We start from the raw sequence: 25,348 nt of genomic DNA on the forward strand, positions 1-25,348 counted from the left end.
TATTATAATACTAATTTTAAAAGTGAAGATGAATTACGTGAAGCAATAAAGGATTACATATTTTTCTACAATAACAGCAGGTATCAAGAACGCTTCAATAATCTTACTCCTACTGAAGTGAGACAGGCTGCAATGGTTTCAATACCCCCTGCGCAATATCCTATACCTGAAAATAAACGTATTTTAGCATACAAGGCTATGCTATTAGAAAAAAGAGAAAAATCGAATAGAAAATGCGACCCTAATTAAGATCGCATTTTCTCAAAAATTTTATTTATTTTGCCTGTCTACTTGACAGGGGTCTGTTCATGATTTAAAGATAATCTCAGATACATCATCTTATTATATTAATTAATATCTTCTTCTTCTCTTTCTGTTGTAGCTGCTTCTTCTACGATCTCTTGTAGAAATCATTTTTATTATGAATAAAATTAGAACTACAACAATAACAATTATAGCTATAAGAGCTAAATATAAGCCTATATTAGCCTTAATTAAACTGAAGAAACTTATATCTACTTTACCCTTTACAGTTGTATGATACTGTTTGACAGATACAGTTAATGAAAGATCACTAGATGAAGCTGCCTTCCAAGCACTTGTTTCATTTGAATCAACAGTTATCTTAGCGTCATTATTATTTATATCATTATCATATAAATAAATATTTTCATTAAGGGTTATAGGTGCAGTTATTGTTTTTGTAGGGCCAAAGAAACCGAATACTTTATATTCAAGATCTGCTGTACCAACTTCATCACCACTTGATTTATAAACTTCTGGCTCAGCGTCTTCAGTGTAGTCCATCATTTTATTAAGATCTACGAATCTAGCATTATCGTTATTTCTATCATCCTTTAAAACAACGCCTAAGTATTGTTTTCCATCTTTTTCGTATACTCCGGCAAAGCATGTTCCTGCCATGTTAGTTACACCAGTTTTACCACCAAGGTTACCGTTTTTATCAAGTTCAGTATTTCTGTTTTCAAGCTTTACTGTAGTATTTTGAGGTAAAGTTACCATTGCATCTGGAAGTTCTAAAGTTTCTCTTATCCAGTCATTTTCCCATGCAGCTTTAGTAATTAATGCTAGGTCATATGCTGTAGAGTAGTTTACATCTACACCATTCATTGGTAAACCATTAGGATTTTCAAAGTGAGTATCAGTTAAACCAAGTGATGCTGCTTTTTCATTCATCATTTTAACAAATGCTTGAGAATTTCCGGCAACTTCATCAGCTATCATATATGCAGAGTCATTAGCTGAATAAAGTAAAAGACTTTTCATTACAACATCTGCAGACATTGTATCACCAACATTAAGTGTCTTTCCTGCAGGTGCCATCTTTTCAGATTGTAGTGTATAAGGTGGCTGTGCTTTAGCATCTTGAGTATAAGGAATAGAATCACTCTTGTTATTATGTTCTGCAAAAAGAAGAGCAGTCATTAATTTTGTTGTACTTGCCAAATACATTTTATCATCTGCATTTTTTGCAAAAATTACTTCACCAGTATCATAATCCATAGTAATACCAGCTTCAGCAGTGATACTTGGCTGTGTAGTCTCTGTAGCCTGAACCTTATTAGCAACTAAAAAAGGCGCTAATAAAGATAGGGAAAGAGTTAATGCAATTTTCTTAAATATTTTTTTTCTTGTCACGGTTAATCTCCCCATCTCTTTTTTTGATAATATTTATTGTCTTACAAACATTATTAAGTATAGCATTTATAAAGGTTAATAACAATAAAAAATAAATTACAATATATATTATAGGTAGAACCAAGTAAAAATAAAATAGAGAATAGTAAAAACTATATTAAAAAAAGTATAAAAGAATTCGAAGAAATATTAATAAAAAATACAAAAAAATGAATATATATGATATAATAGTTATGTTTTAAAATATTAATGGTGAGGGATGGAAAATTTTGAGTGAGGCATTTAGATGTATCATTAAGTCAGAAAGAAGCAAATGTTACATAGGAAAAGATTACAATGGTAAAAAGTATAAAATAATTAAAAATGAATATATTAAGTGTAAAGTAGGAGATGATTTTTACTTTTATGCCAATATTAAAAGAGGATTACTAATGGATACATTAGAACCTATTTCAGATGAAATGGCAGGAGTAAAAGTGTGATTTACATAATGAGATTAATTTTATAAAAAATAGCATCAAGGATTTTTTCCTTTGATGCTATTTTTTTATTTATTCCAGTTAGCTGCAGTGTATTGCTCTTTTATAGTTTCTTTAGCATTAAGAGGAAATGTATCATCTAATTTTTCAAGAGTTACATCTCCATATTTCTTTTCAAGAGCTATCTTAAGCATTCTATCTGCAAGTTCTGGGTTTTTTGATAGAAGAGATCCATGGAAATAAGTACAGAAAGTGTTTTTGTAAATACATCCTTCATATCCATCTTCGCCATTATTTCCATAGCCATAAATACACTTGCCTAGAGGTTTTAAATCATTTATATAAGTTCTACCAGAATGATTTTCAAATCCCACATATGTTTCATTATGTTCTTCATTGAAAATAACAGTATTACCTATAAATCTTGTATCCCCAGCTTCAGTATAAATATCTAGAATTCCAAGTCCTTCAAGTTTTTCACCATTTGGAGCTCTATAATATTTTCCAAGAAGTTGATATCCTCCACATATAGCAAGAAATACTTTTCCTTCTTCAATATATTTTTTAATTTCTTCTCTTTTATTACTCTTTAAATCTTCTGATACAATAGATTGTTCATAATCTTGACCACCGCCAAAGAATACAATATCCATGTCATCAGCTTTAAAATCATCTTTTAAAGAGGTATTAATAACATTTACCTTTATTCCGCGTCTCTCTGCTCTGTCTTTTAAAATTAATATGTTTCCAACATCACCATATGCATTTAATAAATCAGGGTAAAGATGGCATATATTTAATTCCATAACATCCTCCTTTTGGTTTTACCAAAGTTTTTTGATATATCCTTTAGAATGAAGATATTTTCTATAATTAATCATTGCAGTATAAGTTGCTAAGATATAAATTCTATCAGTAGAAGCATTTTTAATCTTTTCTGTAAGTGCTTCATAATCCTTTTCTAAAACAAATGAAGAAGTATTTAACCCGGCAGTTTGAAGTCTTACAGCCATATCATATAATCTTGTACCAGAAATATATACATCTTTAATTGGAAGAGATGATAATTTTTCAAAATCTACATCCCATATCCATGAAACGTCACGTCCATCAGCATAATTATCATTAAGCATAAATAGAGTTGAAAAATCTTCTTTATTTAAACATAAAGTCTCAAGAGCCTGATTATAACCAGCTGGATTTTTAACTAATATTATTTTAGCCTTCTTATTACCTATAATTATTTCTTCTTGACGTCCAAAGCTTGAATCTTGTTTACTTAAAGAATCTGCTATAGTTTGAGAGTCAACATTAAGTTCACTTCCTATAGAATAAGCACATAATCCATTGTATACATTATATAAACCAGATTGGCTTATAGTAACACGTGTATCATTAATTACAACTGTAGAATCATTTGGTGTTACTTCAAGGATTTCATTTACTGCATATTTTAACTTTGGTCTCTTATAACCACAATTAGGGCAGTAATAGTCACCTAAATGGTTGTAAGTTATAAAGTTATACTCATAAGGAGCTTTGCAGAACTTACAGAATTTCGCATCAGCATTAACATCAATTGCAGTTTCGTCATTTAATGTTTTGTTGAATCCATAGTATATTGTTTCGTTTGGTACATCAAGTTTTCCAAATAGAGAATCATCACCATTTAAGATAAGTTTAGTAGAAGGTACTTTAACAATTCCTTCTAATATTTTATCTAAAGTAGTGTATACTTCACCATATCTATCAAGCTGGTCTCTAAAAAGATTAGTTATAGTGATTACTTCAGGAGTAATATATTCAGTAACAAATTTAACATTAGCTTCATCAACTTCTATTACAGCAAGACTTTTATCATTTTTATTTCCAAAGAATTTATAGTTATCTATAAAGCAAGTTACTATGCCTCTGTATAGATTAGCACCAGTGCTGTTTGTAATAACTCTATATCCCTTTTCTCTAAAAATATTTGATATCATACTGGTAGTAGTTGTTTTACCGTTTGTTCCTGTGACTAGAATAACTTTGTAGCCCTTAGATACATTTTTTAAGATATTTTTGTCAAATTTTAATGCGACAGTTCCAGGGAAAGTAGTTCCTCCCTTAAGTAAGTGTTTTGATAAAAATATAGTTATTTTACCAGCTAATAAACTTAGAATAGATTTTATGTTAATCTTAATCACCACCTGTATATGTTTATAAAGTTTCTTTAGGTAAGCTGTCTTAGTACTTTTTTCACCTAAGTATAGCACAAAATATATCATAAGTGAAAGTTTATCATCAATTGAATTTTAGTGGATTTTTGTAAATAATAATGTTAAAATAAAAAGATGTAGAAATTTGTATGAAAATATTTAGGAGGTCCTTATGAAAAATAATGAGACAAATCAAAATGAGGGGATAACTAATATGGTTTCAAAAAAAGATTCTAACAATAAGTTTAAATCTATGATTGAGTCGGCATTGACTATTATAGGGGTAATGGCCTTTGCATTTATAGCGGCGCTACTTTGTAGAAATTTCATGATTAAAGAAAGTGTTCAAAGTGAACTGACTGTAGGAACTAATGATGCGGAAATAAATTTTTATGATGGAAACTTTGATGCAGCCATTTCAGCTTATGAAACAATGCAACAAAATGAAGAATGGCCTATAGATAAAGTTAAGGAAGCAGAAGCTTATTCAGCAAAGGGTGAGTATACAGCTTCAAATAGACTTTTAGCAGAAGCCTATGATATTAGAGATAAACTTATAAGAAAAAATGGTATAGAGAATTACGAAGATAAGGATAAGGAGCTTGGAAATTTAATTACTTTCACAGCACTTATGAATGGAGATACTAAAAAAGCTTTAGAATATGGTGAAATATTCATTTTAGATGAAGGTAGTTATAATTCATTAGACAAAACTATGTTTGCCGTATATTTAGCAAATGATAAGAAATATGAAGCACAAGATATTTTAAATAATATAGACTATGATGAAAATTCTGCTTCAGAAGTAGCTGAGATTTCAGAAATGAATATGATTATGGGTGATTATACAAAAGGTATAGATTATTTAGTACAAGCGTTTAAATTAGATAAAGATGAACCAAAGATTTACGATGTATTAGAAAATACTTTTGCGTATAATAAAAACACTTTAATAAGTAAACTTAAAGATTTACAAGATGAAAATTCTAAGGAATTAAGTTATTCAGTTTTCCTTTTAAAATGTTATTCAGTAGATAGCAAATATAAAGATGATGCAAATAAACTTCTTGAAAAATTAGATCCTAAAGAATTAGATGGTATAGTATTTGAAGGAATTAAAGCTGACATATATAAAGCTTCAGGAAAAACTGATGAATATAATGAAATTATGCAGTCAATAATTAATGAAGAGGATAAAGATTACTATGAATATTATTTAACTGCAAAATATTATTATGAAAACAAAAATTATTCAGATGCAATAGAAAATGCTAAACTTGGCATAATCCAAAACAGAGAATATTTAAATACATATATTTTAATGACAAACTTATTAACTGCAGATAAAGAAAGTGAAAAGGCTCAAGGTTACTTTAGAACAGCACTTTATTATGAACCATACAACTATGTTAATATGATTAAGCTTGCTGACTATATTCAAGATGTTCAAAAGGATGCTGATAAAGCATTAAACTATTATACAATTGCATCTAAGTTAGATAGCGATAATTCATTAATATATTATGATATGGGAGTATGTAAACTTACTTTAGACAAAAAAGAAGAGGGTAAAGATTTATTAAATAAAGCAATAAAATTAAATGGAAATGTACCTAAGTATTATGTAACATTAGCTAATGTTTATCTACAAGATAAAGATAATGAAAAGGCTATAGATTTAATTAGAAGTGCTTATTCAATAAATGAAAATGACATAGAGACATTGAATTCAGCTGGATATTATTATATGGCTGTAGATGATATAGATAGAGCATATACTAACTTTAAGTCTGCATATAATGATATAAATGATTCAACAGATTTACAAATTAAAAATATAGTAACTAAAAACTATGAAAAATGTAAAGAATATTACGATAATAAGAATAAGTGGACTAAATCAACAATTGAAGATTTTAAATTAATTGATTAGTCATATTAATAGAAACTGAGGAAATAAATATATAAGTACTCAGTTTCTTATTTTATAAGTGGGTGGAGGAGAATATGAAGAAAAGTAAAGGAATAATACGAGGTCTACTATTAATAGTTATAATAGGTATATGCGCTGCGCTTTATTTCAAGGTATTTAATACTGGAAAAGGAACTATAGTTACTACCTGGGATAATATGTATAATGAAAATAATCTTGAATTTTTTTATGAAACTCAAGATTCTATAGCTAGTGATAAGAGAATTCAAAACTTAAAGGATACTTATTCAGTTGAACAGCTTGTTTCAGGCGAGACATCTGAAATTAATAAGGTTCTTAAAACAGTAGAAATATTAAATTCAGCAGTTGAATATGATGATGTAAAAGATACATTAAAATACAATGGCTATGATATTCTAAAAGAAAAAGGTACTGGTAAAAAGACTTCGGGAAGAGATATGGCTATAATAGAAAGAGATTTACTTTTATCAGCAGGTTTCATAAGTCGTACAGGTGAATTTAGAAAAGAAGATCCAGAATTTAAATCAAAACCAAGTTACTTTGTTGTTGAGTATTGGAGTGAACAATATAACAAATGGGTAATGGTTGATTTTATTGATAAAGGATATTTAGAAAGTAATGGGGTTCCTTTAAGTGCTATAGAAGTAATAAATAGTGATATAAAGGATTTAACATATGTAGGAAAGAGTTCTCAAAATGACTATAGGAAAAAGATAAAGAAATATTTAAACTCATATACTATTCCTATTGATAGTACTTTATCTACAACTAAAAGTAATAGTTATGTGACATATGTTAAGGATAGTAAGTATGTTCAAATAATGGTGAATGGAAATTATATATTACCTACTATATTTACACAAAATACAAATCTTTTTGGATTTAAACCAGGTGCAGAAATTACAAGAAAAGATTCTAGACCATATTTAATACTTATGAAAAAACCTGTTTCAGGTAAGGAAGAAAAATTAACTTTTGTAGTAGGTGCCTTTGAAAATGGTTCTATTATTAATGATTGTTATATAAAAATTAATGATGAAGGTTTTGAGAAAGTTTCTAAATATAAGGAATTTGATTTGAGAAAAGGTGAAAATACTATTCAGCTTTCAACAGATGGGCAAAATGTTATTAGTACTATAGTATTAAAAAGTCATAAATAAATAGACATTAATACTTAATAAAAGTATAATAAAAGATAGTTTGAGTTAAGGAGTGTGAATTGAGTGGTATTAGACTTAATATTTATAATGAAAGCTATTATCATAGCAATAGTTGAAGGTTTAACTGAATTTATACCAGTTTCCTCTACTGGACATATGATTTTAGTTGGTAATTTAATTGACTTTAAGGGCCAGTTTGCTGATATGTTTGAAGTTGTTATACAGCTTGGAGCAATTTTAGCAGTTGTAGTCTTATATTGGAAAAAGATAAAAGACAGTGTAATAGAATTTTTTAAATATATATTTACAAAAGGTGAAGAAGGAAAAACTGGTTTTAGATTTGGAATAAACGTAATTATAGGTTCAATACCTTGTGGTATTGTTGGAGTTTTATTTTATAGCAAAATAAAAAGCTTGTTTAGACCAGAGGCTGTAATAGTTGGATTTATAGTTGGTGGTATATTATTAATACTAATTGAAAATAAGTTTAGAAAGAGAAAAGGTGCTGTAAAAGATATTGATAAGATTACTCCAATGCAATCATTAAAGATTGGAGTTTTTCAAGTACTATCAATGTGGCCAGGAATGTCAAGAAGTGCATCTACTATTATGGGAGGCTGGGTTGCTGGTCTTTCTACCCCAATAGCAGCAGAATATTCTTTCTTTCTAGCTATACCTGCAATGATAGGCTCTAGTGCAAAGGATCTTTTTGAGTATGATTATTCTATAATGAATTCAACTTATTGGATTGCTTTAATAGTAGGATTTATAGTTGCATTTATAGTATCAATAGTAGTTATGAATGGATTTGTTTCTTATTTGAAGAAAAAGCCAATGAGAATTTTTGCTGTATACAGATTATGTGCAGGTATTTTACTAGCTATATTAGTATTTACAAGAGTAATTGTCTTGAGTTAAAAAAGTTAAGATATGGGATTGTTTGCTTAAGTGGACAATCCTATTTTTTTAACTTAGTAAAGAAAGCATGTATGTACGGAGGAAATTATGAAAACAAAATAAAAAAGCATTATTACTTTTGTTATTGTAGCCTTGCTTATTATTGCAACTTTATTAATAATAGTACCATCTAAATTTGGGTTTAAAGGTAATAGTGGTAGTAAAACAAAAGATACTGAAGTAGTTTTATTTAAAGGAAAGGCATCAGCTTCAGGAAGTTGGGACCCATGGGGAACTCTTACTGAAATAAAAGATTTTCATGCTAGTGATTTTTCAAAACCATTTACCATTGAAGTTAAGTATGAAGGAGAAAAAGCTCCTTATGTTATTTTTATTTCTTCATCAGGAGGAAATACTTGGGGGCAAGTGGAACCTTCATATGTTTCAAAAGGCATAGCTTATTATACTTATGAAGCTTGTACTATGGCCTATGGAGAAGACTTTTCGAGTTTAAATGAAATAGATATTAAACCTGGTGGATCGGATGTGACTATAACTAAGGTAAGTGTAATTCCAAAAGAAAATGAAGATATTAAAGTAAATTATGAAGGACTTGCAGGTAATATAGTAAATAATATTAATGTGGGATGGAATCTTGGGGGCTCTTTAGATGCTCATGGAGATTGGATTCAGTCAAAAACAGATGGTAAACCAGAAAGCTTTGAAACTGCTTGGAATAATCCAGTTACAACTAAAGCCATAATTGATAAGATTAAGGCATCAGGCTTTAATGCTATACGTATACCTATAACTTGGGGTCAACATATTGGTAATGAAGATAGTGGCTATAAGATAGATGAGGCATGGTTAAATAGAGTTAAAGAAGTAGTAGATTATGCTATGGATAATAATTTATATACTATAATAAACATGCATAATGATACTGGAAAAGATGGATGGTTAGTTGCTTTAGATGATAGTGTAAATAAAAATAGTGATAAATTTAAAGCAGTATGGAGTCAAATAAGCGAAGAATTTAAGGATTATAACAATAACCTATTATTTGAAGGATTTAATGAAATGTTAGATAGTAAAAATAATTGGCATAACCCTGAAAAAGAAGCTATAGATGCAGTAAATAAATTTAATCAAATGTTTGTAGATACTGTTCGTGAAACTGGTGGAAATAATGCGGAAAGATGCTTAGTGGTTAATACTTATGGAGCAAGCACAGATGGTGATGTACTTGATGGCTTTGTTATGCCAGATGATACTGCAAAAAATAGTCTTATAGTGGAAGTACATTTTTATGTTCCTTATTCCTATGCAAATGTAATTGGAAGTGAAGATACTACTCAAACTTCTTTTAAAGATAATGGAGGCAAAGTTAAGATAGATGGAGCTTTAATGAATCTTTATAATCATTTTACAAGTAAAGGAATACCAGTTATTATAGGTGAAATGGCTGCAGCTAATAAAAATAACTTAGATGATAGAGTAGAATATACTAAATACGTAGTAGAGCAAAGTAAGAAATATGGAATTAAGTGCTTTTGGTGGGATAATGGAGGTAAATTTGAAGCAGATTCTAAGTATGGATATTATACAGGAATGGGACTTCTTAATAGATATAATTTGACCTTCCAGTATCCTGAAATAGTTGAAGCTTTAGCAGGTAATAATCCTAATTAAAATTAAATAGAGTAAAGAAAAGCATAGGGTTTTGAACTCTCTTTTTAGGAATATAAGGAGAACTCTAAATTCTATGTTTTTTTAGGCTGTATTATGGATAAAAGTGATAAAAATAGATAGGTATCTAAACAAATGATTATTTAGGAGTGATTAATTCTTATTATAAATGAATATTTTCTTAGTAAAATATCAAATGGGACAAATATTGCAGTTAACATATCCTTATTTAAGTATGAACTTTAAAATTAGTTTTACTTATCACTTTATTTAAAAATACAGCCTAAATAAATAAGTATATTGAAAAAACAATAGTATTTTAGGAAGAAAAAAGCATTGGTAATGATTTTGATTATGTATATTACGACCATAAGAAAAAAGTTTGTGCAAATATATAAACTGTATAAATATTCCTTGATATACTTTAAAAGTAATATGTAAATCTTTCAAGGAGGAAAAAGGTATGAAAAAAATTTTTAAAAACATTATTGCTTTCATTATGACTTTACTAATGATAATACCATTCAATTTTGGAATTAAAGTTAGTGCAGCTGAAGAAACAAAGGATAATGAAGTGGTTTTATTTGCAGGAAAGGCAACTGCTTCAGGAAGCTGGGACCCATGGGAAACCCTTGCAGAAATAAAAGATTTTAAGGTTAGTGATTTTTCAAAACCATTTACTTTTAAAATTGATTATGAAGGAACTTTAGCTCCTTATGTTATTTTTAGTTCTTGGTCAGGAGGAAACACTTGGGGACAAGTTACTGCTTCTTATTTTTCAAAAGGTACAGCTTATTATACTTATGAAGCATGTACTACAGGCTATGGAGAAGATTTTTCTAACTTAAATCAAATTACTATTAAACCAGGGGGAGCAGATACAACTATTACTAAAGTAAGTATTGTTCCAGAAAAAACTTCAGAGGTTAAAATAAACTATGAAGGAATGGCAGGTAACATAGTAAATGATATTAATGCAGGATGGAACCTTGGTGGTTCATTGGAAGTTTTTGGAGATTGGATAAAAATAGGGACAGACGGTAAGCCAGATAAATTTGAAACTGCTTGGTTTAACCCAGTTACTACTAAAGCTATGATAGATACTGTTAAGGCAGCAGGCTTTAATGCTATACGTATACCTGTAACTTGGACTCAACATATTGGCGATGAAGCTAGTGGTTATAAAATAGAAGAAGAATGGATGAATAGAGTTCAAGAAGTTGTAGATTATGCAATGGAAGATGGTTTGTACACAATCATAAATGTTCATCATGATGTTGATGGAGATGGATGGCTATGGGCTTCTGATAACTGTGTAAATAATAAGAGTAAAAAGTTTAAAGCAGTATGGAATCAAATAGCAGATAGATTTAAAGATTACGACAATAACTTATTATTTGAAGGCTTTAATGAAATGTTAGATGAAAAAACTAACTGGCAGTATCCAGGAAAGGAAGCTACTACAGCAGTAAATACTTTCAATCAAATGTTTGTAGATACAGTTCGTAAAACTGGTGGAAATAATAAAGAAAGATGTTTAATAGTTAACACTTATGCTGCAAGTACTGATGGTAACGTACTTGATGATTTTGTTATACCACAAGACACTAGAGAAAATAGTCTTATAGTACAAGTTCACTTCTATTTACCTTATGCTTATGCAAATGTAATTGGTGAGTATACTAAGCAAACTGCTTGGAAGGAGAATTCTGGAAAGATAAATATAGATGGTACTTTATTAAATCTTTACAATCACTTTACAAGTAAAGGAGTACCAGTTATTATAGGTGAAATGGCAGCAGCTAATAAAGATAATTTATCAGATAGAGCAGAATACTCTAGATACATTGTAAATGAAAGTAAAAAGTATGGAATTAAGTGCTTCTGGTGGGACCAAGGTGGTAAGTTTGAAGCTGATTCTAAGTATGGATATGATACAGGAATGGGACTTTTAAATAGATATACATTAACTTGGATGTATCCAGAAATAGTTGAGGCTTTCACTGGTGTTGCTCCTAATAAAGAGCCAATTGTAAAAGGCTCTGGTGATGTAAATTCAGATGGTGAGATAAATATTTCAGATTATACTGTACTTAGAAAATACATTAATGCAGGTGGACAAGGCATAGTAATTAATGAGAAAGAATCAGATATAAATGCTGATGGAGAAGTTAATTTCTTTGATCTAGTTGCTTTAAAAGCTCTTATTTAAAATAGTTGTTTAAATATAGGTGAATATTCTTTTTAGGTAAGGATATTCACCTTTTTATATGTTTTTAACTGCAGGATATTCTATTGTTACTGTAAAAGAGTCATGTTACGACTTTAAGTTAGTATTATTTTTATAAATAATACAATAATGAATAGTAAAGAGTCTATAAGTTCGTTAAATAATATACTTTTAAATGCTTCCAAAATATGGTATTATTTAATTGAAAAATATAATGACAGAAATTTATTGCATAATATATAAATAGTATTTTGGAGTTTTTATATGGGGGGAGTTAAAATGGCGGATAAAGTTAAGAAGATAGCGCTACTTACAGGTGGAGGAGACTGCCCAGGCTTAAATGCGGTAATACGAGCAGTAACAAGAACAGCAATACTTAATTGTGGTTATGAAGTCATTGGATACAAATTTGGGTATAGAGGGCTTTATAATAATGACTTTATGCCTCTTACACTAGAATCAGTTTCAGGTATTCTAAGTAGAGGGGGAACTATTTTATATAGCTCAAATAAGGATAATTTATTTGATTATCAAGTTGAAGTTAATGGACAAATGGTTAAAAGAGACGTATCTGATGTTGCAGTGGAAAACATGAAAAAAGAAGGTGTAGATGTACTTGTTGTAATTGGTGGAGATGGAACACTTACTTCTGCTAGAGATTTTGCTAGAAAAGGTGTAAAGGTTATAGGTGTGCCAAAAACTATTGATAATGATTTAGCATCAACAGATGTTACCTTTGGGTTTAATACTTCTATAGATGTAGCAACAGAAGCTTTAGATAGACTTCATACTACAGCTGAATCTCACCATAGAATTATGATATGCGAAGTTATGGGGCGTGGAGCAGGATGGATTGCTTTAGAATCAGGAATTGCAGGCTCAGCAGACGTTATATTAATTCCAGAAATACCATATGATATTAACAAAATAGTTGAAAAGATTGAAGAAAGAAAAAATGAAGGAAAGTTATTTACTATAATAGTTGTGGCAGAAGGAGCTAAACCTAAGGATGGAGAGGTTGTAGTATCTAAAATAGTAGAGGATAGCCCAGATCCAATAAGGCTTGGAGGAATAGGAAATAAACTTGCTTCAGACTTAGAAAGATTAGTTAAGGATCATGAAGTTAGATGTACAGTTCTTGGACATATTCAAAGGGGAGGAACTACTTCAACTTTTGATAGAATACTTTCAACAAGATATGGAGTGGCAGCTGTTCAATTAATTGAAGAAGGAAAGTTTGGACAGATGGTATGCCTAAAGGGAGATAATATATCTTCAGATAGTCTTGAAAATGTTATTGGACAACAAACAAAACAAGTAGATCCAAAAGGTGAGCTAGTGACAATAGCTAAGAAAATTGGAACTTGCTTTGGTGACTAGATATTATTTTCTTTAGGGAGGTATTAAATGAAAGAAATAAAAAGATATCTAGAATCTAGAATGGGTAAATATGGTTTCTATTTTGAAAATTTAACTAGTGGATTTGTTTATGGATTTAATGAGCATAAGCAAATGACTGCTGCAGGATGTATGAAAATGTATATTGCAGTTTCACTCATCAAAGCTGTTGAAGATAAGAAAGTGGATTTTATGGATAAAATTTTGGTAAATAGAGATGATAAGGTGTATGGAACAGGAATTATTCATGAGTTTAATGAAAGAGAGTATACAGTTTTTGAATTATTAGTAGCAATGCTTATACAAAGTGATAATACAGCAGCAAATAAAATTATTGATTTAATTGGAATGGAAAAAATCAATAGTGATATAAAAGAAATGAATCTTAAAAATACCTTCCTAAATAGAAAAACAAGTGATGAAAGAAATAGTAGTTATGGTATTGAGAATATAACTAGTGCTTATGATTTGGGGCTTCTATGGAAAAAGTTATATAGGGGTGAGTTTCTAGAAAGAGATAATGGAATAATGCTTATAGATATTCTAACAAGGCAGCAGAAAAAGAATAAGCTAGCATTATATATACCAGATGATTTGAAAGTAGAAATTTCAAGCAAGAGTGGAGATAAAAAAGGAGTAGAGAACGATACTGAATTAATTAATTTAGATAAGGGAGAATTTACAGCAACAATTCTTTCAGAAGGTATTCCTAATAGTGTTTATGGTATTATGACTCTTGCTAAATGCGGGAAAATGATATGGGATAGTATTAGTATTAATTGGAATTAGAAAAAATAGAGAAGAAAGTGCATCTAGATGATGGAAGTCTGGGTGTACTTTTTTGCGTCTATTTGTATACAATTAGTGTAATTTAAATAAAAAAGTAATAGTTAAAGAATAAGTATACATAAAAAATTAAATAACACAAAATTACTATATATTAAAGAATTAGAAAATTTCATTATAAAACCTATAAAGATTAAAAAAAATAAAAAAACATTGATGTTTTTCAAAAAAACGTTGAAAAATATAAAAAATGGTAGTAAACTATGTGTGAAAACGTTTTTTGCATATTTGTTAAATTTTTATTTAGTTTAAATAAAATCACATAATGAATGTATACAAGATAAGTTTGATTATTTAACAGAAGATATATTGTGCATAAAACTTCAAAACATAAATTCAAGGGGGATATAAATCATGAAAAAAAGATTTTTATCGGTAATTATTGCAGCAGCATTATTAATACCTCAAAGTCAAATGATGGCTATGTCTGTTAAAGCGGCAGAAAATGTATCTTTATCACAGTCAGTTAATAATGAAATTTCAGCTAAAGCTAATATAATTGTTGATGCTTCATTATCAGGGGAAAGTGGACAGTTAGTAAATGGAATTAAAACTGTTAAAACAGTAGGGGAAGCATTAGAATCAGTGCCTAGCAGTAATGATTCAGAATACATTATTTTTATTAAAAATGGTACATATAAAGAAAAATTAAAAATAAATAAGCCTAACATAACAATGGTAGGTGAAAGTTCAAAAGGAACTATTTTAACTTTTGATGATGCATCAGGAACTATAAAGAGAGCTCAAGATGGTGGAGATGGAACTAGTACTTATGGAACAAGTAATTCAGCTAGCGTTACTATAAGTTCATCAGCTAAAGGATTCTCAGCAGCTAATATAACTTTTGAAAACGGTTTTGATGAAATGAAAAACTCTGCAATAAAAAACCAACAAGCTGTTGCAGTTAAAAATGAAGCAGATCAAAGTGCTTTCTATAATTGTAGATTTATAGGAAATCAAGACACTTTATATGCTAATAAGAATAAACAGCTTTACAAAAATTGTTATATTGAAGGAGATGTAGATTTCATCTTTGGAGCTGCACAAGCAGTATTTGATGGTTGTGAAATATTCTCTATAGATAGAGCTAATGCAGAATCAAAAGGATATGTAACTGCACCAAGTACATTAGCTTTAAATAAGTATGGATATTTAATTCAAAATTCTAAGTTAACTACTAATATTACTGAAAACGGAACTATATTCTTAGGAAGACCTTGGCATCCAAGTAGTGCTACAGAACCTCTTAAATCCAATGTAGTATATAAAAATTGTGAAATGGGAAGTCATATTTCTAAAGAAGGATGGACTTCAATGGAAACAAAGGTTAATGGTGAAAAAGCAATTATTAATCCAAGTACTGAAAATATGCTTGAATATGGTAGCACAGGAAAAGGAGCTTTAACAAGTGATACAAGAAAGTTAATGACTGAAAAAGAAGCTGCTACTTATACTGCTGAAAATGTTTTAGCTGGATGGGATTTTAATTCTAAGGTAGATGAGTTAGCATCTTATAAAGAAAGTGCTTCTAATGATGTAAGTGGAGAAAAAACTGAAACTACTACTAAAGAAAACCAAGCAGAAAAGGTTCAATGGAATCAAACAAGATTTGGTATCACAACTTCTGAAGAACAAAATAAAATTTCAGTTGATGAAGCAAATAAAACAGTAACTTTAAGTTCAGGACAAAAAGATGGTTCAGCAACAGGTGGTAAAGTTACAGGTTCTAATGATGGTATTTCATATTACTATACAGAATTAAGCAAGGATCAAAACTTTGAACTTACTGCTGATGTTAGAGTAGATTACTTTGAAAAGGCTAAACCAGATAAGCAATGTGCTTTTGGTATTATGGCAAGAGATACTTTAGGCGTAGCTAATGATGTTTCTATAGCACCATCTAATGAAGTTATAGTTGGTGGATATAAAGGAATGGTTCAATCAGTTTATAGAGATGGAGTTACTCCTAATCTAGATAGCAAAATAACAATGAATGGTGTTCATAAGTTTGGTGATAGACCAGTTAACGATGGAACTGCTACATATAAATTAAGCCTTAAGAAAACTAATACAGGATATATAGCAAGTGTTAATGATGGTGAAGAAGTAACTTACTATGTACCAGATTTATTAGAATCAGTAGAAAGTGATAAGTTCTATCTAGGATTTTTTACAGCAAGAGTTGCAGGAATTACAGTATCAAATATTGATTTAAAATTATCTAATGAAGCTGATGATCCAGCAGGTGAAAAGGCTCCAGAAGTTAAGGTTACTCCAAAGGTAAATGTAAAGTCTGCTTCAAGTACAGGAACAAAGAATTACAACTTAGCTTTAAATACAAATGTAGAAGGAACTGTTAAGGTATCTCAAGAAGGAAAAGAAATCTATAATGGTAAAATTGATTCAAATTTAGCTGTACCAGCAGAACTTAACAAGGGATTAAATAATTTTACTATTAGCTATGAAACAAAAGATGGTGAAAAGTTAAATGATATTTCATATGTTGTTGACTTCAAATCTTATGGAGTAGAACAAGGTGATGTATATGTATCACAAAATGGTACAGCAGAAGGTAAAGGTACTGTAGATAGTCCAATAGACATTTACACTGCAGTTAAATACACAGGAGATGGACAAACTATCAAGGTTAAAGGTGGTACTTATAATCTTACAGAACCAATTACTATAGAAAAAGGTAATGATGGTACTGAAAAAACTATGAAGACTTTAACTACTTATGATGGTGAACGTGCAATATTTGATTTTGGAAGTGTATCTGATGGAATTACTTTAGATGCTAATTACTGGCATATAAAAGGTGTTGATTTCTGTAATACAGCTGATACAAAACATGGTTTCACACTTTCAGGAAACAACAACATAATTGAAGATGTTAAGACTTATAAAAATGGAGATACAGGACTTCAAATAAGTGGTGATCAAGAATTAAGTATGGATGAATGGCCATCAAATAACTTAATCTTAAATTGTGAATCATATGATAACATGGATGCTGCTATGAATAATGCTGATGGATTTGCAGCTAAACTTGCAGTAGGTACAGGAAATGTATTTAGAGGATGTATAGCTCATAATAACTGTGATGATGGATGGGATCTATTCTCTAAACTTGAACTTGGAGCTATTGGAGCTGTTACTATTGAAGATTCTATAGCTTATGGAAATGGTGACTTATCAGATGGAACTGTTACAAAGGGTGATGGTAATGGTTTCAAACTTGGAGGAGAAGGTATTCCAGTTAAACATACTTTAAAGAATTCATTATCATTTGATAATAATCATGCAGGTATTACAGGTAATAGTAACCCAGCTATTGTAGTTGAAGGATGTACATCTGTAGATAATGATGTTAACTACAGCTTAGATTACTATACAAATGTTAAGTTATTATATAAGTTTGATAATAATATTTCTTATATGACTGAAAATAGTAATAATGACTTTATTCCAGATGTAGTTAAGGGAGAAACTAACTACTTCTATGATGGGGAAACTTCTCAAAATAGTTTAGGAAATAAATTAAGTTCTGAAGATTTCAAGAGCTTAGAAAAACCTTCATCATTTGAAAGAGATGAAAATGGAAACATAATCAGAGGAGACTACATGGTATTAAAGGATAAAGAAGCTGATATTCCAGGTGAAAATGTAAAACCAGGTGAAACTGAAGTGCCAGGCGAAAATGTAAAACCAGGCGAAATTGAAGTGCCAAGTAAAACAGAAAAGCCAGGTGAAGCTGAAGAATCAAATGAATCTGAAAAAGTTTCAGGAGAAGCATCTAATGAAGCTAAGAATGAAAGTAGTTCAAATAAGAAAAACAATAAAACAAAGAATGTAAAAACTGGAGATATGGGTGCTATGGCTACAGCTGCTTTTGCTGGATTAGGATTCATAGGCATGGTTAGAAATAGAAAAAGAAAATAATTAATTAAATTTAGGGGGAGCAAAAACAATGAAGAGAAAATTTTTAGCAGTAATGATTTCTCTTTCTATGCTAGTTCCTCAAGGACAAATGATTATAGCAAATGCTGCTGAAACTAGTACTAGTGCATTAGTACAAAGTGAAGCAGCACAAGCTTTTGCTAATGTTGTCGTTGATGGAAGCATGAAGGGAAACAGTGGAGACAGTGTTGAAGGAATAAAAACAGTAAAGACAGTAAAAGAAGCTTTAGATTTAGTTCCAAGCAATAATGCAAGTGAATTTGTTATTTACATAAAGAATGGTACATATAAAGAAAAGTTATCTATTAATACTCCTAATGTGACATTAGTAGGGGAAAGTAATACTGGTGTTGTATTAACTTATGATGATGCTGCTGGAACTATTAAGAGGGCAGAAGATGGAGGAGATGGAGTTAGTACTTATGGAACTGGTGGGTCTGCAAGTATAAATATTGGTGGAAAGGCAAAGAATTTCTCAGCAGTAAACCTTACAATGGAAAATTCTTTTGATGAAGCTAATACAACAATAAAAAGTAAACAAGCTGTAGCAATGATGAGTACAGCTGATATGACTACTTTTGTAAACTGTAGATTTATTGGAAACCAAGATACATTATGTCCTTATTCAAACAGACAATACTTTAAGAATTGTTATATAGAAGGAGATGTAGACTTTATCTTTGGTAATGCTATGGCAGTATTTGAAGGATGTGAACTTCATTCAGTAGATAGACAAGGAATAAATCCTAAGGGATATGTTACAGCACCAAATACATCTGCATCAAGTGAGTATGGTTACCTTTTTGAAAACTGTAAATTAACAAGTGATATATCAGAAGCTGGTACAGTTTATCTAGGAAGACCATGGCATGATAATGGTACAAGAAATTCAGAAGCTGTATTTAAAAACTGTGAATTAGGTGCTCATATTAAAGCTGAGGGATGGAGCACTATGGAAGGTAGAGATGCTGCTGGAAATAAGGAAACTGAATACCCTAAAGATAATAGAATGTTTGAGTATGGAAATACTGGAGCTGGAGCTGTAAGTGAAAGCACTGAAAATAGAAAAATTTTAAGTGAAGAAGAAGCAGCAAAATACACTAGGGCAAATGTATTAAATAATTGGGATGCTGATGCAGTAGCTGAAAAGTTAGAAGCTTATGCTGCAAAAACTGAAAACTCTTCAAGTGCACAAAAACCTCAAAAGGAAAATGAAGCAGAAAAGGTTAAATGGACTGGAACTAGATTTGGTTTAACTACTTTTGAAGATCAAAATACAATTTCAGTTGATGATAAAAATAAAACAGTAACTTTAACTTCAGGACAAAAAGACGGTTCAAGAACTGGTGGTAAGGTTACAGGATCAAATGATGGTATGACTTATTATTATACTGAAATAAACCCAGACCAAAACTTTGAACTTTCAGCAGATGTTAGAGTAGATTACTTTGAAAAAGAAAATCCAGATAATCAATGTGGATTTGGTATTATGGCAAGAGATACTATTGGAGTTGCTAATGATGACTCAATTGCTCCATCTAACATGGTTTTAGTTGGTGGATACAAAGGAAATGTTCAATCTGTTATGAGATATGGGGTTACACCTGATAATAGCAGCAAAATAGTTATGGAAAATGCTCATCAATTTAGTGGAAGACCAGCTAATGATGGAACAGCTACATATAAGTTAAGTTTAAAGAAGACTAATACAGGATATATAGCAAGTGTAGATAATGGAGAAGAAGTAATATACTACAGACCAGAAGGACTTGAAGTAATGGATTCAAATAAGATTTACTTAGGATTCTTTACAGCAAGAGTTGCAGGAATAACTGTATCAAATGTTAACTTAACTACTTCAAAAGAATCTGAAGATGCTCCAAGAGTAGATGCACCAGTTAAAGTAGTAAATCCTGAGGCTACAGTTCTTTCAACTAAGAATTCAGGAACTGAAGATTATAAATTATCTGCTAAGACTAATGTAAATGGTAATTTAGTAATAGATCAAGATGGAAAAGAAATCTTTAATGGTAAAGTTTCAGAAGAGGGAGTTATAGATGTAGATACTAAACTAGTTAAGGGTAAAAATAACTTCAATCTTAAATATACTTCAGAAGATGGAAAAGTAAGTGAAAATCCTTTAGCTGTAACTTATAAGACTATAGGGACTGAAAATGGTGAAATATATGTATCTCAAGAAGGAACTGAAAATGGTGATGGTACTGTAGAAAGTCCACTAGATATATATACTGCTCTTAAATATACTGGAAAGGGACAAACTGTTAAGGTTAAAGGTGGTACTTATAATTTAGATAAACCTGTTACAATTGAAATGGGAAATAACGGTACTAAAGATGTTATGAAAACTTTAACTTCTTATGATGGAAATGCAGTATTTGATTTTGGAACTAAGTCTTCAGGACTTACTTTAAAGGGAGATTACTGGCATGTTAAAGGTATTGAAGTATGCAATACTGTAAATAAGTCACAAGGTTTCGTAGTAGGTGGAAACAATAATATAATTGAAGATGTTAAAACTTATAAAAATGGTGATACTGGATTACAAATAAGTGGTGATCAATCATTAACAATAGATAGATGGCCATCAAACAACTTAATATTAAACTGTGAATCTTATGATAATAAAGATAAGGCTATGAACAATGCTGATGGATTTGCAGCTAAGATTTCAGTTGGTGAAGGAAATATATTTAGAGGATGTATAGCTCATAACAACTGTGATGATGGATGGGATCTATTCTCTAAACTTGAAATTGGTAAGATTGGTGCTGTTCTTATAGAAGACTGTGTAGCTTATGAAAATGGTACGCTAACAGATGGAACTGTTACTAAGGGTGATGGTAATGGATTTAAACTTGGTGGAGAAGGAATTATAGTTTACCATAAGTTAAAAGATTCTTTATCATTCCACAATGATGCAGTAGGTATTCTAGGTAACCAAAACCCAGCTTGTATAGTTGAAAATTCAATATCTGTAGACAACGATATTAACGTTAAACTTGATTACTATACAAATGTAAAACCTCAATATGGAATGAGTAATATTATTTCATTTAGAACTGAAGAGGGAAGTGAAGACCTTATTCCAAATGAAGTTTTAAATGAAAATAATTACTTCTCAAACGGAACAGAAACAGCAAATCTTAAGGGCGAAAAGTTAACAGCTGATGACTTTAAGAGCACTGTAGCACCAACTTCATTTGAAAGAGATGAAAATGGAAAGATTATTAGAGGAGATTACATGGCATTAAAGGATAAGGCAGAAGAAAAGCCACAAGATCCAGCTGATCAAAATAAACCTTCAGAAGATAACAAGGGAGAAGTATCAGATACACCTTCAGAAGATAACAAGGGAGAAGTATCAGATGCACCTTCAGAAAATAGCAAGACAGAAGAGTCAACTACTCCAGCTGAAGATAATAAGGCTGATACTAATGAAGATGTAAATAGCTCTACTAATACATCAAATACTACTAAAAAGTCAACTTCTAATAAGAAGGGAAATTCAGCTAAAACAGGTGATGCAGGAGCAATGGCAACAGCAGCTTTAGCAGGTATGTCTCTTCTAGGAGCTGTAGGATTTAAAAGAAAAAGAAAATAAGTTCTAATATTTAAGAACAATTAAGTTAAGATATAAAGAATAAGATGACAGCTAATGGTAAAGTATTACTATTAGCTGTTATTTTTTTAATGCAAGGAAAATATAAAATTTTTAAGTGAGTAAAACGCAATGAATAGGGGCTTTCAGCTATCTAAGATGGTAAAGACATTAAAAAATAATTGTAGTGCCTTAGAAAGAACCTAAAAGCAAAATAATTAAATTTTGATAGGAAAAATTTATGAATGATTTAATAAAAAGTTATAAGTTTGTTCACTTTTTTTAAAAATTTAAGAATAAGAATGTTAAAAATAGAATAGAATTCACTATAAAGGAAAATTAATAGGTACAAATTAAAAAGATAGTTTTTTAGGGAGGGATTTTTAATGGAAAATATTTTTAAGGAATTTGGTTTAGGACCTAAAACTATAGATTGTGGAAACGGTAACAAAAATATGAAATTTAGAAGTATCGATAGTGAAGGAAATATGTGCAATAATGCAGTAAATAGACACAAAAAGAAGAAGTCAAATGAATAAAACTTTGTTACTTAAGAATATATTTGTATAGTTAATATATAGGTGAAGAGGTGAGATAATGGACAGCATATATAAAAAACTGAAAAACAATAATAATTATAATTGTTATTCTGGAAAAGAAGAGGTCGAGTATATTTTTGGAGATAATAAACTAAGTGTTAATGAACAAATTGATTTATGTGACTATTTACTAGATAAGGTTATTAATATGCAGAATAAAAATGAAATATGTCCTGACTTTACCTTGAAAGAAAATCTTCTTATTAGTTATAAGGATGTATTTTTAAGAAAGATAAAGATAATTCTAGATGAAGATCTTTTAAATAGACAGTGGTTAAAGACTTTTACGGAATATTTAATATTTAAATCATTTAAGACATGGATGGTTAAACTTGGTCTTATCTTATTAGAATTCTATGAAAATGGAAGTGAAATAGAAAAGATAATAGATGTGTTTTCTAAGGAAGGAGAGTATATTTTCTACTTAGATAGAACCATAAAGAAGATGAAGGTCTATGAAGATTTCTTATTTACACTATCAAAAAATACTAAGGGTGTTATTAAGCTTTTTGCTTTAACTAATATAACATATGACAATGATGAAATTTTAAAGTATTTTATTGAGAAAGCATATAAAGATGATGTTTATCAAGATGTTTACATTGATTTTATTATGAATAGAATTGATTTAATTAGGTATTTAAAGGATGATATGGATGAGAAAAAATTAGATAACTTATCTTTCATATTATCAACTTATTTAAAAGAAAATAATATAACATCTTCAAATTATAATTATGACTTCGTAAGAGAATATTTTAAAATTGTTAAATCTAGAGGAAATACTCTATATTCATTGTATGCTATTTATTTATTAAGAGATGGTGTTATTGATAATAATAAGGAAAGAATTAAATATGAGGTAGATAAATTACTTAAAAATAAAAATATGACATACATCTTTCAAGATAGTGTTGAAAAGGCAAAGGGAGATTGTGAAGCTATTATAGATTTAGCTGATTATTATGGGGCTCAGCTAAGTTTTGAAGATTTCCTTCCTTATCTTGAAAAAAATAAAAGAGAGATATCCGTTTACTTTTATATAGTTCAAGATGGAAGTAAAAAAGACAAGATGCAGATGATAAAATATTTCTATAATAATTTTAAAGTAAAAGACTATATAGGAAATCCAAAGGATATAGGTGGCAGAGAAAATACTTTAGAAGACCTTATATTTGCCCTTGTTATTAGTTCATCTAAAACTATGCCAGAGGAAGGAAAGACAATTTCAATGCTTGGTCTTTTTGGTAATAAAAATGAAGTGAGAAGAGAGGCTATAAGAATTTTAAGAAGGTATAGAGATGATATAGATGAAAAAGAATGGGAAATAATAAAGGATTGTTATAATAGGGAACCTAATGAAAAGTTAAAAATACTTTTAGAAAAGCTTATATTTAGTGATGAAAATAATAAAAAGGAATTTGTGGAAGTTAAGGATAAAATAGAAGAGGAACATGTAGAGGATGTATATCTTGTAACTACTAAGGTAGCTGGCACTAGTTATAGACATAGAAGATTTTTAGAGGAAGCATTAGAAACAAGCGTTAGGTTTTATTTGGTTAGAGATACAGAAAATGAATATAATAGTATAAGCATAAAAATTGTATCAGAAGAGGGCTATGTTATTGGCTTTGTACCAAAGCAGTATTGCTGCATTTTAAATAACATGATAATTGGAAACAAATATTTATATGCTAAAATTGAGGATTTTGAACTTGATAAGGATTATATAAAGGTTAATATTTATGAAAGCTATGAAGGCGTGGTAGAAGCCATAAATAATACTCTTCAAATGATAACTGCAGAACAAAATGGTAGTTATATTAATTAAAGAATTATGATAAACTATATTATAAGAAAAATAGTTAAAAGGAGAATATAATGGGACTATATGATAAACTAACAGGAAAAGCTACAGCAGGAGCAGATTTAAAGTTTGTTCAAGACTTCTTTTCAGAAAATGAAACAGTATTAAGTTCTTATCAATTTATAAGAGATTCAATAGTACTTACTAATCTTGGAATATATTTAGTAGATGTTCAAGGGGTAACAGGTAAAAAGGTTGAAGTTAAATTCTTCCCTGCAAAAAATGTAAAGAGTGTTTCTTTTGAGACAGCAGGAAATTTTGATTTAGATGTAGATGTTAAAATTGGAGTAGATGGAAACACAGTAATGGGGCCACAAGGAGCTTACTATAGTGCACCAATTTCTTTTAAAGTGCCAAGCAAACAAGCAGCACAGGCTAAGGAAATAGTTTCTCAAGTTAAAAAATATTATTTATGTGTGTAGAGATCTTTAGGTAAGGAAAATTTCCTTACCTTTTTTGTTCGCCCAGCATGTTTGCTGAGCCGGCAGGCTGAAAGAAGCCTGCGTCGCCGTCCCGATAGGAAGACAACTCGAATGCAAGTGCGTTATTGGCAACGATAAGGTATGAAGGAAGCGCTAGAGGACATATGGAACATAACGCAAGTAAACCAAGTATTGGCTTATAAAGTGGATAACCTTGCAAAAAGTAGGAAAGTCCAAAGTTCGGTAGTTACTTTATAAGTTTTTATGGATGTGTTCATATGGGGCAGGCAAGCTTAACTGGGGAAGCCTTATATTATATATATGGATAAATTTGACCAAAAGATGAAAAGCTTGAATATTAGGATTGTAAG

General features: G+C 29.9%; 17 protein-coding genes. 14 read left to right on the forward strand and 3 right to left on the reverse strand.

Going from position 1 to position 25,348, the window contains the following annotated elements:
- On the forward strand, positions 1-249 hold a 249-nt coding region (locus BM384_RS04660), incomplete at its 5' end, for an IS3 family transposase (RefSeq protein ID WP_139232025.1).
- Positions 250-351: 102 nt separating this feature from the next.
- Here BM384_RS04660 and BM384_RS04665 read toward each other — a convergent pair.
- The gene (locus tag BM384_RS04665; RefSeq protein ID WP_090011560.1) at positions 352-1,659 is read right to left on the reverse strand and encodes a D-alanyl-D-alanine carboxypeptidase family protein; all 1,308 of its coding nucleotides are present in this window, start codon (positions 1,657-1,659) and stop codon (positions 352-354) included.
- Between the two features lie 269 nt (positions 1,660-1,928).
- Between BM384_RS04665 and BM384_RS04670 the strand changes: the two genes are divergently transcribed.
- Complete coding sequence (locus tag BM384_RS04670; RefSeq protein WP_090011562.1) at positions 1,929-2,141, forward strand: hypothetical protein; 213 nt, start codon at positions 1,929-1,931, stop codon at positions 2,139-2,141.
- A gap of 65 nt (positions 2,142-2,206) precedes the next feature.
- Here the strand turns inward: BM384_RS04670 and BM384_RS04675 are convergent, their stop codons facing one another.
- Positions 2,207-2,944 carry a type 1 glutamine amidotransferase gene (locus BM384_RS04675; protein ID WP_090011564.1) on the reverse strand — a complete coding sequence of 246 codons (738 nt, stop codon included), beginning with the start codon at positions 2,942-2,944 and terminating at the stop codon, positions 2,207-2,209.
- 18 nt (positions 2,945-2,962) lie between these two features.
- Complete coding sequence (locus BM384_RS04680; RefSeq protein ID WP_090011588.1) at positions 2,963-4,324, reverse strand: Mur ligase family protein; 1,362 nt, start codon at positions 4,322-4,324, stop codon at positions 2,963-2,965.
- A 184-nt stretch (positions 4,325-4,508) separates the two neighbouring features.
- Here BM384_RS04680 and BM384_RS04685 point away from each other — a divergent pair, with 184 nt between their 5' ends.
- The 12 genes from BM384_RS04685 to BM384_RS04735 all read left to right on the forward strand — a co-directional run bounded on the left by BM384_RS04685 (position 4,509) and on the right by BM384_RS04735 (position 24,977).
- Positions 4,509-6,269 carry a tetratricopeptide repeat protein gene (locus BM384_RS04685; RefSeq protein ID WP_090011566.1) on the forward strand — a complete coding sequence of 587 codons (1,761 nt, stop codon included), beginning with the start codon at positions 4,509-4,511 and terminating at the stop codon, positions 6,267-6,269.
- 74 nt (positions 6,270-6,343) lie between these two features.
- Entirely contained in the window at positions 6,344-7,450 is a 1,107-nt protein-coding gene (locus BM384_RS04690; protein ID WP_090011568.1) for a hypothetical protein, read from the forward strand.
- A 63-nt stretch (positions 7,451-7,513) separates the two neighbouring features.
- The gene (locus BM384_RS04695; protein WP_090011570.1) at positions 7,514-8,368 is read left to right on the forward strand and encodes an undecaprenyl-diphosphate phosphatase; all 855 of its coding nucleotides are present in this window, start codon (positions 7,514-7,516) and stop codon (positions 8,366-8,368) included.
- A 132-nt stretch (positions 8,369-8,500) separates the two neighbouring features.
- A complete protein-coding gene (locus tag BM384_RS04700) occupies positions 8,501-10,039 on the forward strand; it encodes a cellulase family glycosylhydrolase (protein ID WP_090011572.1) in 1,539 nt (512 codons plus the stop codon).
- 460 nt (positions 10,040-10,499) lie between these two features.
- Positions 10,500-12,248: a cellulase family glycosylhydrolase gene (locus BM384_RS04705; RefSeq protein WP_090011574.1), complete on the forward strand. Its 1,749-nt coding sequence runs from the start codon at positions 10,500-10,502 to the stop codon at positions 12,246-12,248.
- A gap of 297 nt (positions 12,249-12,545) precedes the next feature.
- The gene (locus BM384_RS04710; protein ID WP_090011576.1) at positions 12,546-13,646 is read left to right on the forward strand and encodes a 6-phosphofructokinase; all 1,101 of its coding nucleotides are present in this window, start codon (positions 12,546-12,548) and stop codon (positions 13,644-13,646) included.
- A gap of 27 nt (positions 13,647-13,673) precedes the next feature.
- A complete protein-coding gene (locus tag BM384_RS04715; RefSeq protein WP_090011578.1) occupies positions 13,674-14,453 on the forward strand; it encodes a serine hydrolase in 780 nt (259 codons plus the stop codon).
- A gap of 411 nt (positions 14,454-14,864) precedes the next feature.
- Positions 14,865-18,452 carry a pectinesterase family protein gene (locus BM384_RS04720; protein WP_090011580.1) on the forward strand — a complete coding sequence of 1,196 codons (3,588 nt, stop codon included), beginning with the start codon at positions 14,865-14,867 and terminating at the stop codon, positions 18,450-18,452.
- 28 nt (positions 18,453-18,480) lie between these two features.
- Complete coding sequence (locus BM384_RS04725; RefSeq protein WP_090011582.1) at positions 18,481-22,092, forward strand: pectinesterase family protein; 3,612 nt, start codon at positions 18,481-18,483, stop codon at positions 22,090-22,092.
- A gap of 383 nt (positions 22,093-22,475) precedes the next feature.
- Positions 22,476-22,628 (forward strand): hypothetical protein, encoded by a 153-nt coding sequence (locus BM384_RS17555; RefSeq protein ID WP_175537280.1) that lies wholly within the window; start codon positions 22,476-22,478, stop codon positions 22,626-22,628.
- Positions 22,629-22,686: 58 nt separating this feature from the next.
- Complete coding sequence (locus BM384_RS04730) at positions 22,687-24,519, forward strand: HIRAN domain-containing protein (protein WP_090011584.1); 1,833 nt, start codon at positions 22,687-22,689, stop codon at positions 24,517-24,519.
- Between the two features lie 50 nt (positions 24,520-24,569).
- Entirely contained in the window at positions 24,570-24,977 is a 408-nt protein-coding gene (locus BM384_RS04735) for a PH domain-containing protein (RefSeq protein WP_090011586.1), read from the forward strand.
- The last annotated feature ends 371 nt before the right edge of the window (positions 24,978-25,348 follow it).

The sequence above is a fragment of the Clostridium sp. DSM 8431 genome (assembly GCF_900116755.1).
In the GTDB taxonomy this organism is placed as follows: Bacteria; Bacillota; Clostridia; order Clostridiales; family Clostridiaceae; genus Clostridium.

What these genes read in the sequence shown, in the direction of transcription:
- BM384_RS04675 (WP_090011564.1), bottom strand. Translation starts at nt 2,944, where the DNA reads ATGGAATTAAATATATGCCATCTTTACCCTGATTTATTAAATGCATAT.
- BM384_RS04685 (WP_090011566.1), top strand. Translation starts at nt 4,509, where the DNA reads ATGAAAAATAATGAGACAAATCAAAATGAGGGGATAACTAATATGGTT.
- BM384_RS04690 (WP_090011568.1), top strand. Translation starts at nt 6,344, where the DNA reads ATGAAGAAAAGTAAAGGAATAATACGAGGTCTACTATTAATAGTTATA.
- BM384_RS04705 (WP_090011574.1), top strand. Translation starts at nt 10,500, where the DNA reads ATGAAAAAAATTTTTAAAAACATTATTGCTTTCATTATGACTTTACTA.
- BM384_RS04710 (WP_090011576.1), top strand. Translation starts at nt 12,546, where the DNA reads ATGGCGGATAAAGTTAAGAAGATAGCGCTACTTACAGGTGGAGGAGAC.
- BM384_RS04715 (WP_090011578.1), top strand. Translation starts at nt 13,674, where the DNA reads ATGAAAGAAATAAAAAGATATCTAGAATCTAGAATGGGTAAATATGGT.
- BM384_RS04720 (WP_090011580.1), top strand. Translation starts at nt 14,865, where the DNA reads ATGAAAAAAAGATTTTTATCGGTAATTATTGCAGCAGCATTATTAATA.
- BM384_RS04725 (WP_090011582.1), top strand. Translation starts at nt 18,481, where the DNA reads ATGAAGAGAAAATTTTTAGCAGTAATGATTTCTCTTTCTATGCTAGTT.
- BM384_RS17555 (WP_175537280.1), top strand. Translation starts at nt 22,476, where the DNA reads ATGGAAAATATTTTTAAGGAATTTGGTTTAGGACCTAAAACTATAGAT.
- BM384_RS04730 (WP_090011584.1), top strand. Translation starts at nt 22,687, where the DNA reads ATGGACAGCATATATAAAAAACTGAAAAACAATAATAATTATAATTGT.
- BM384_RS04735 (WP_090011586.1), top strand. Translation starts at nt 24,570, where the DNA reads ATGGGACTATATGATAAACTAACAGGAAAAGCTACAGCAGGAGCAGAT.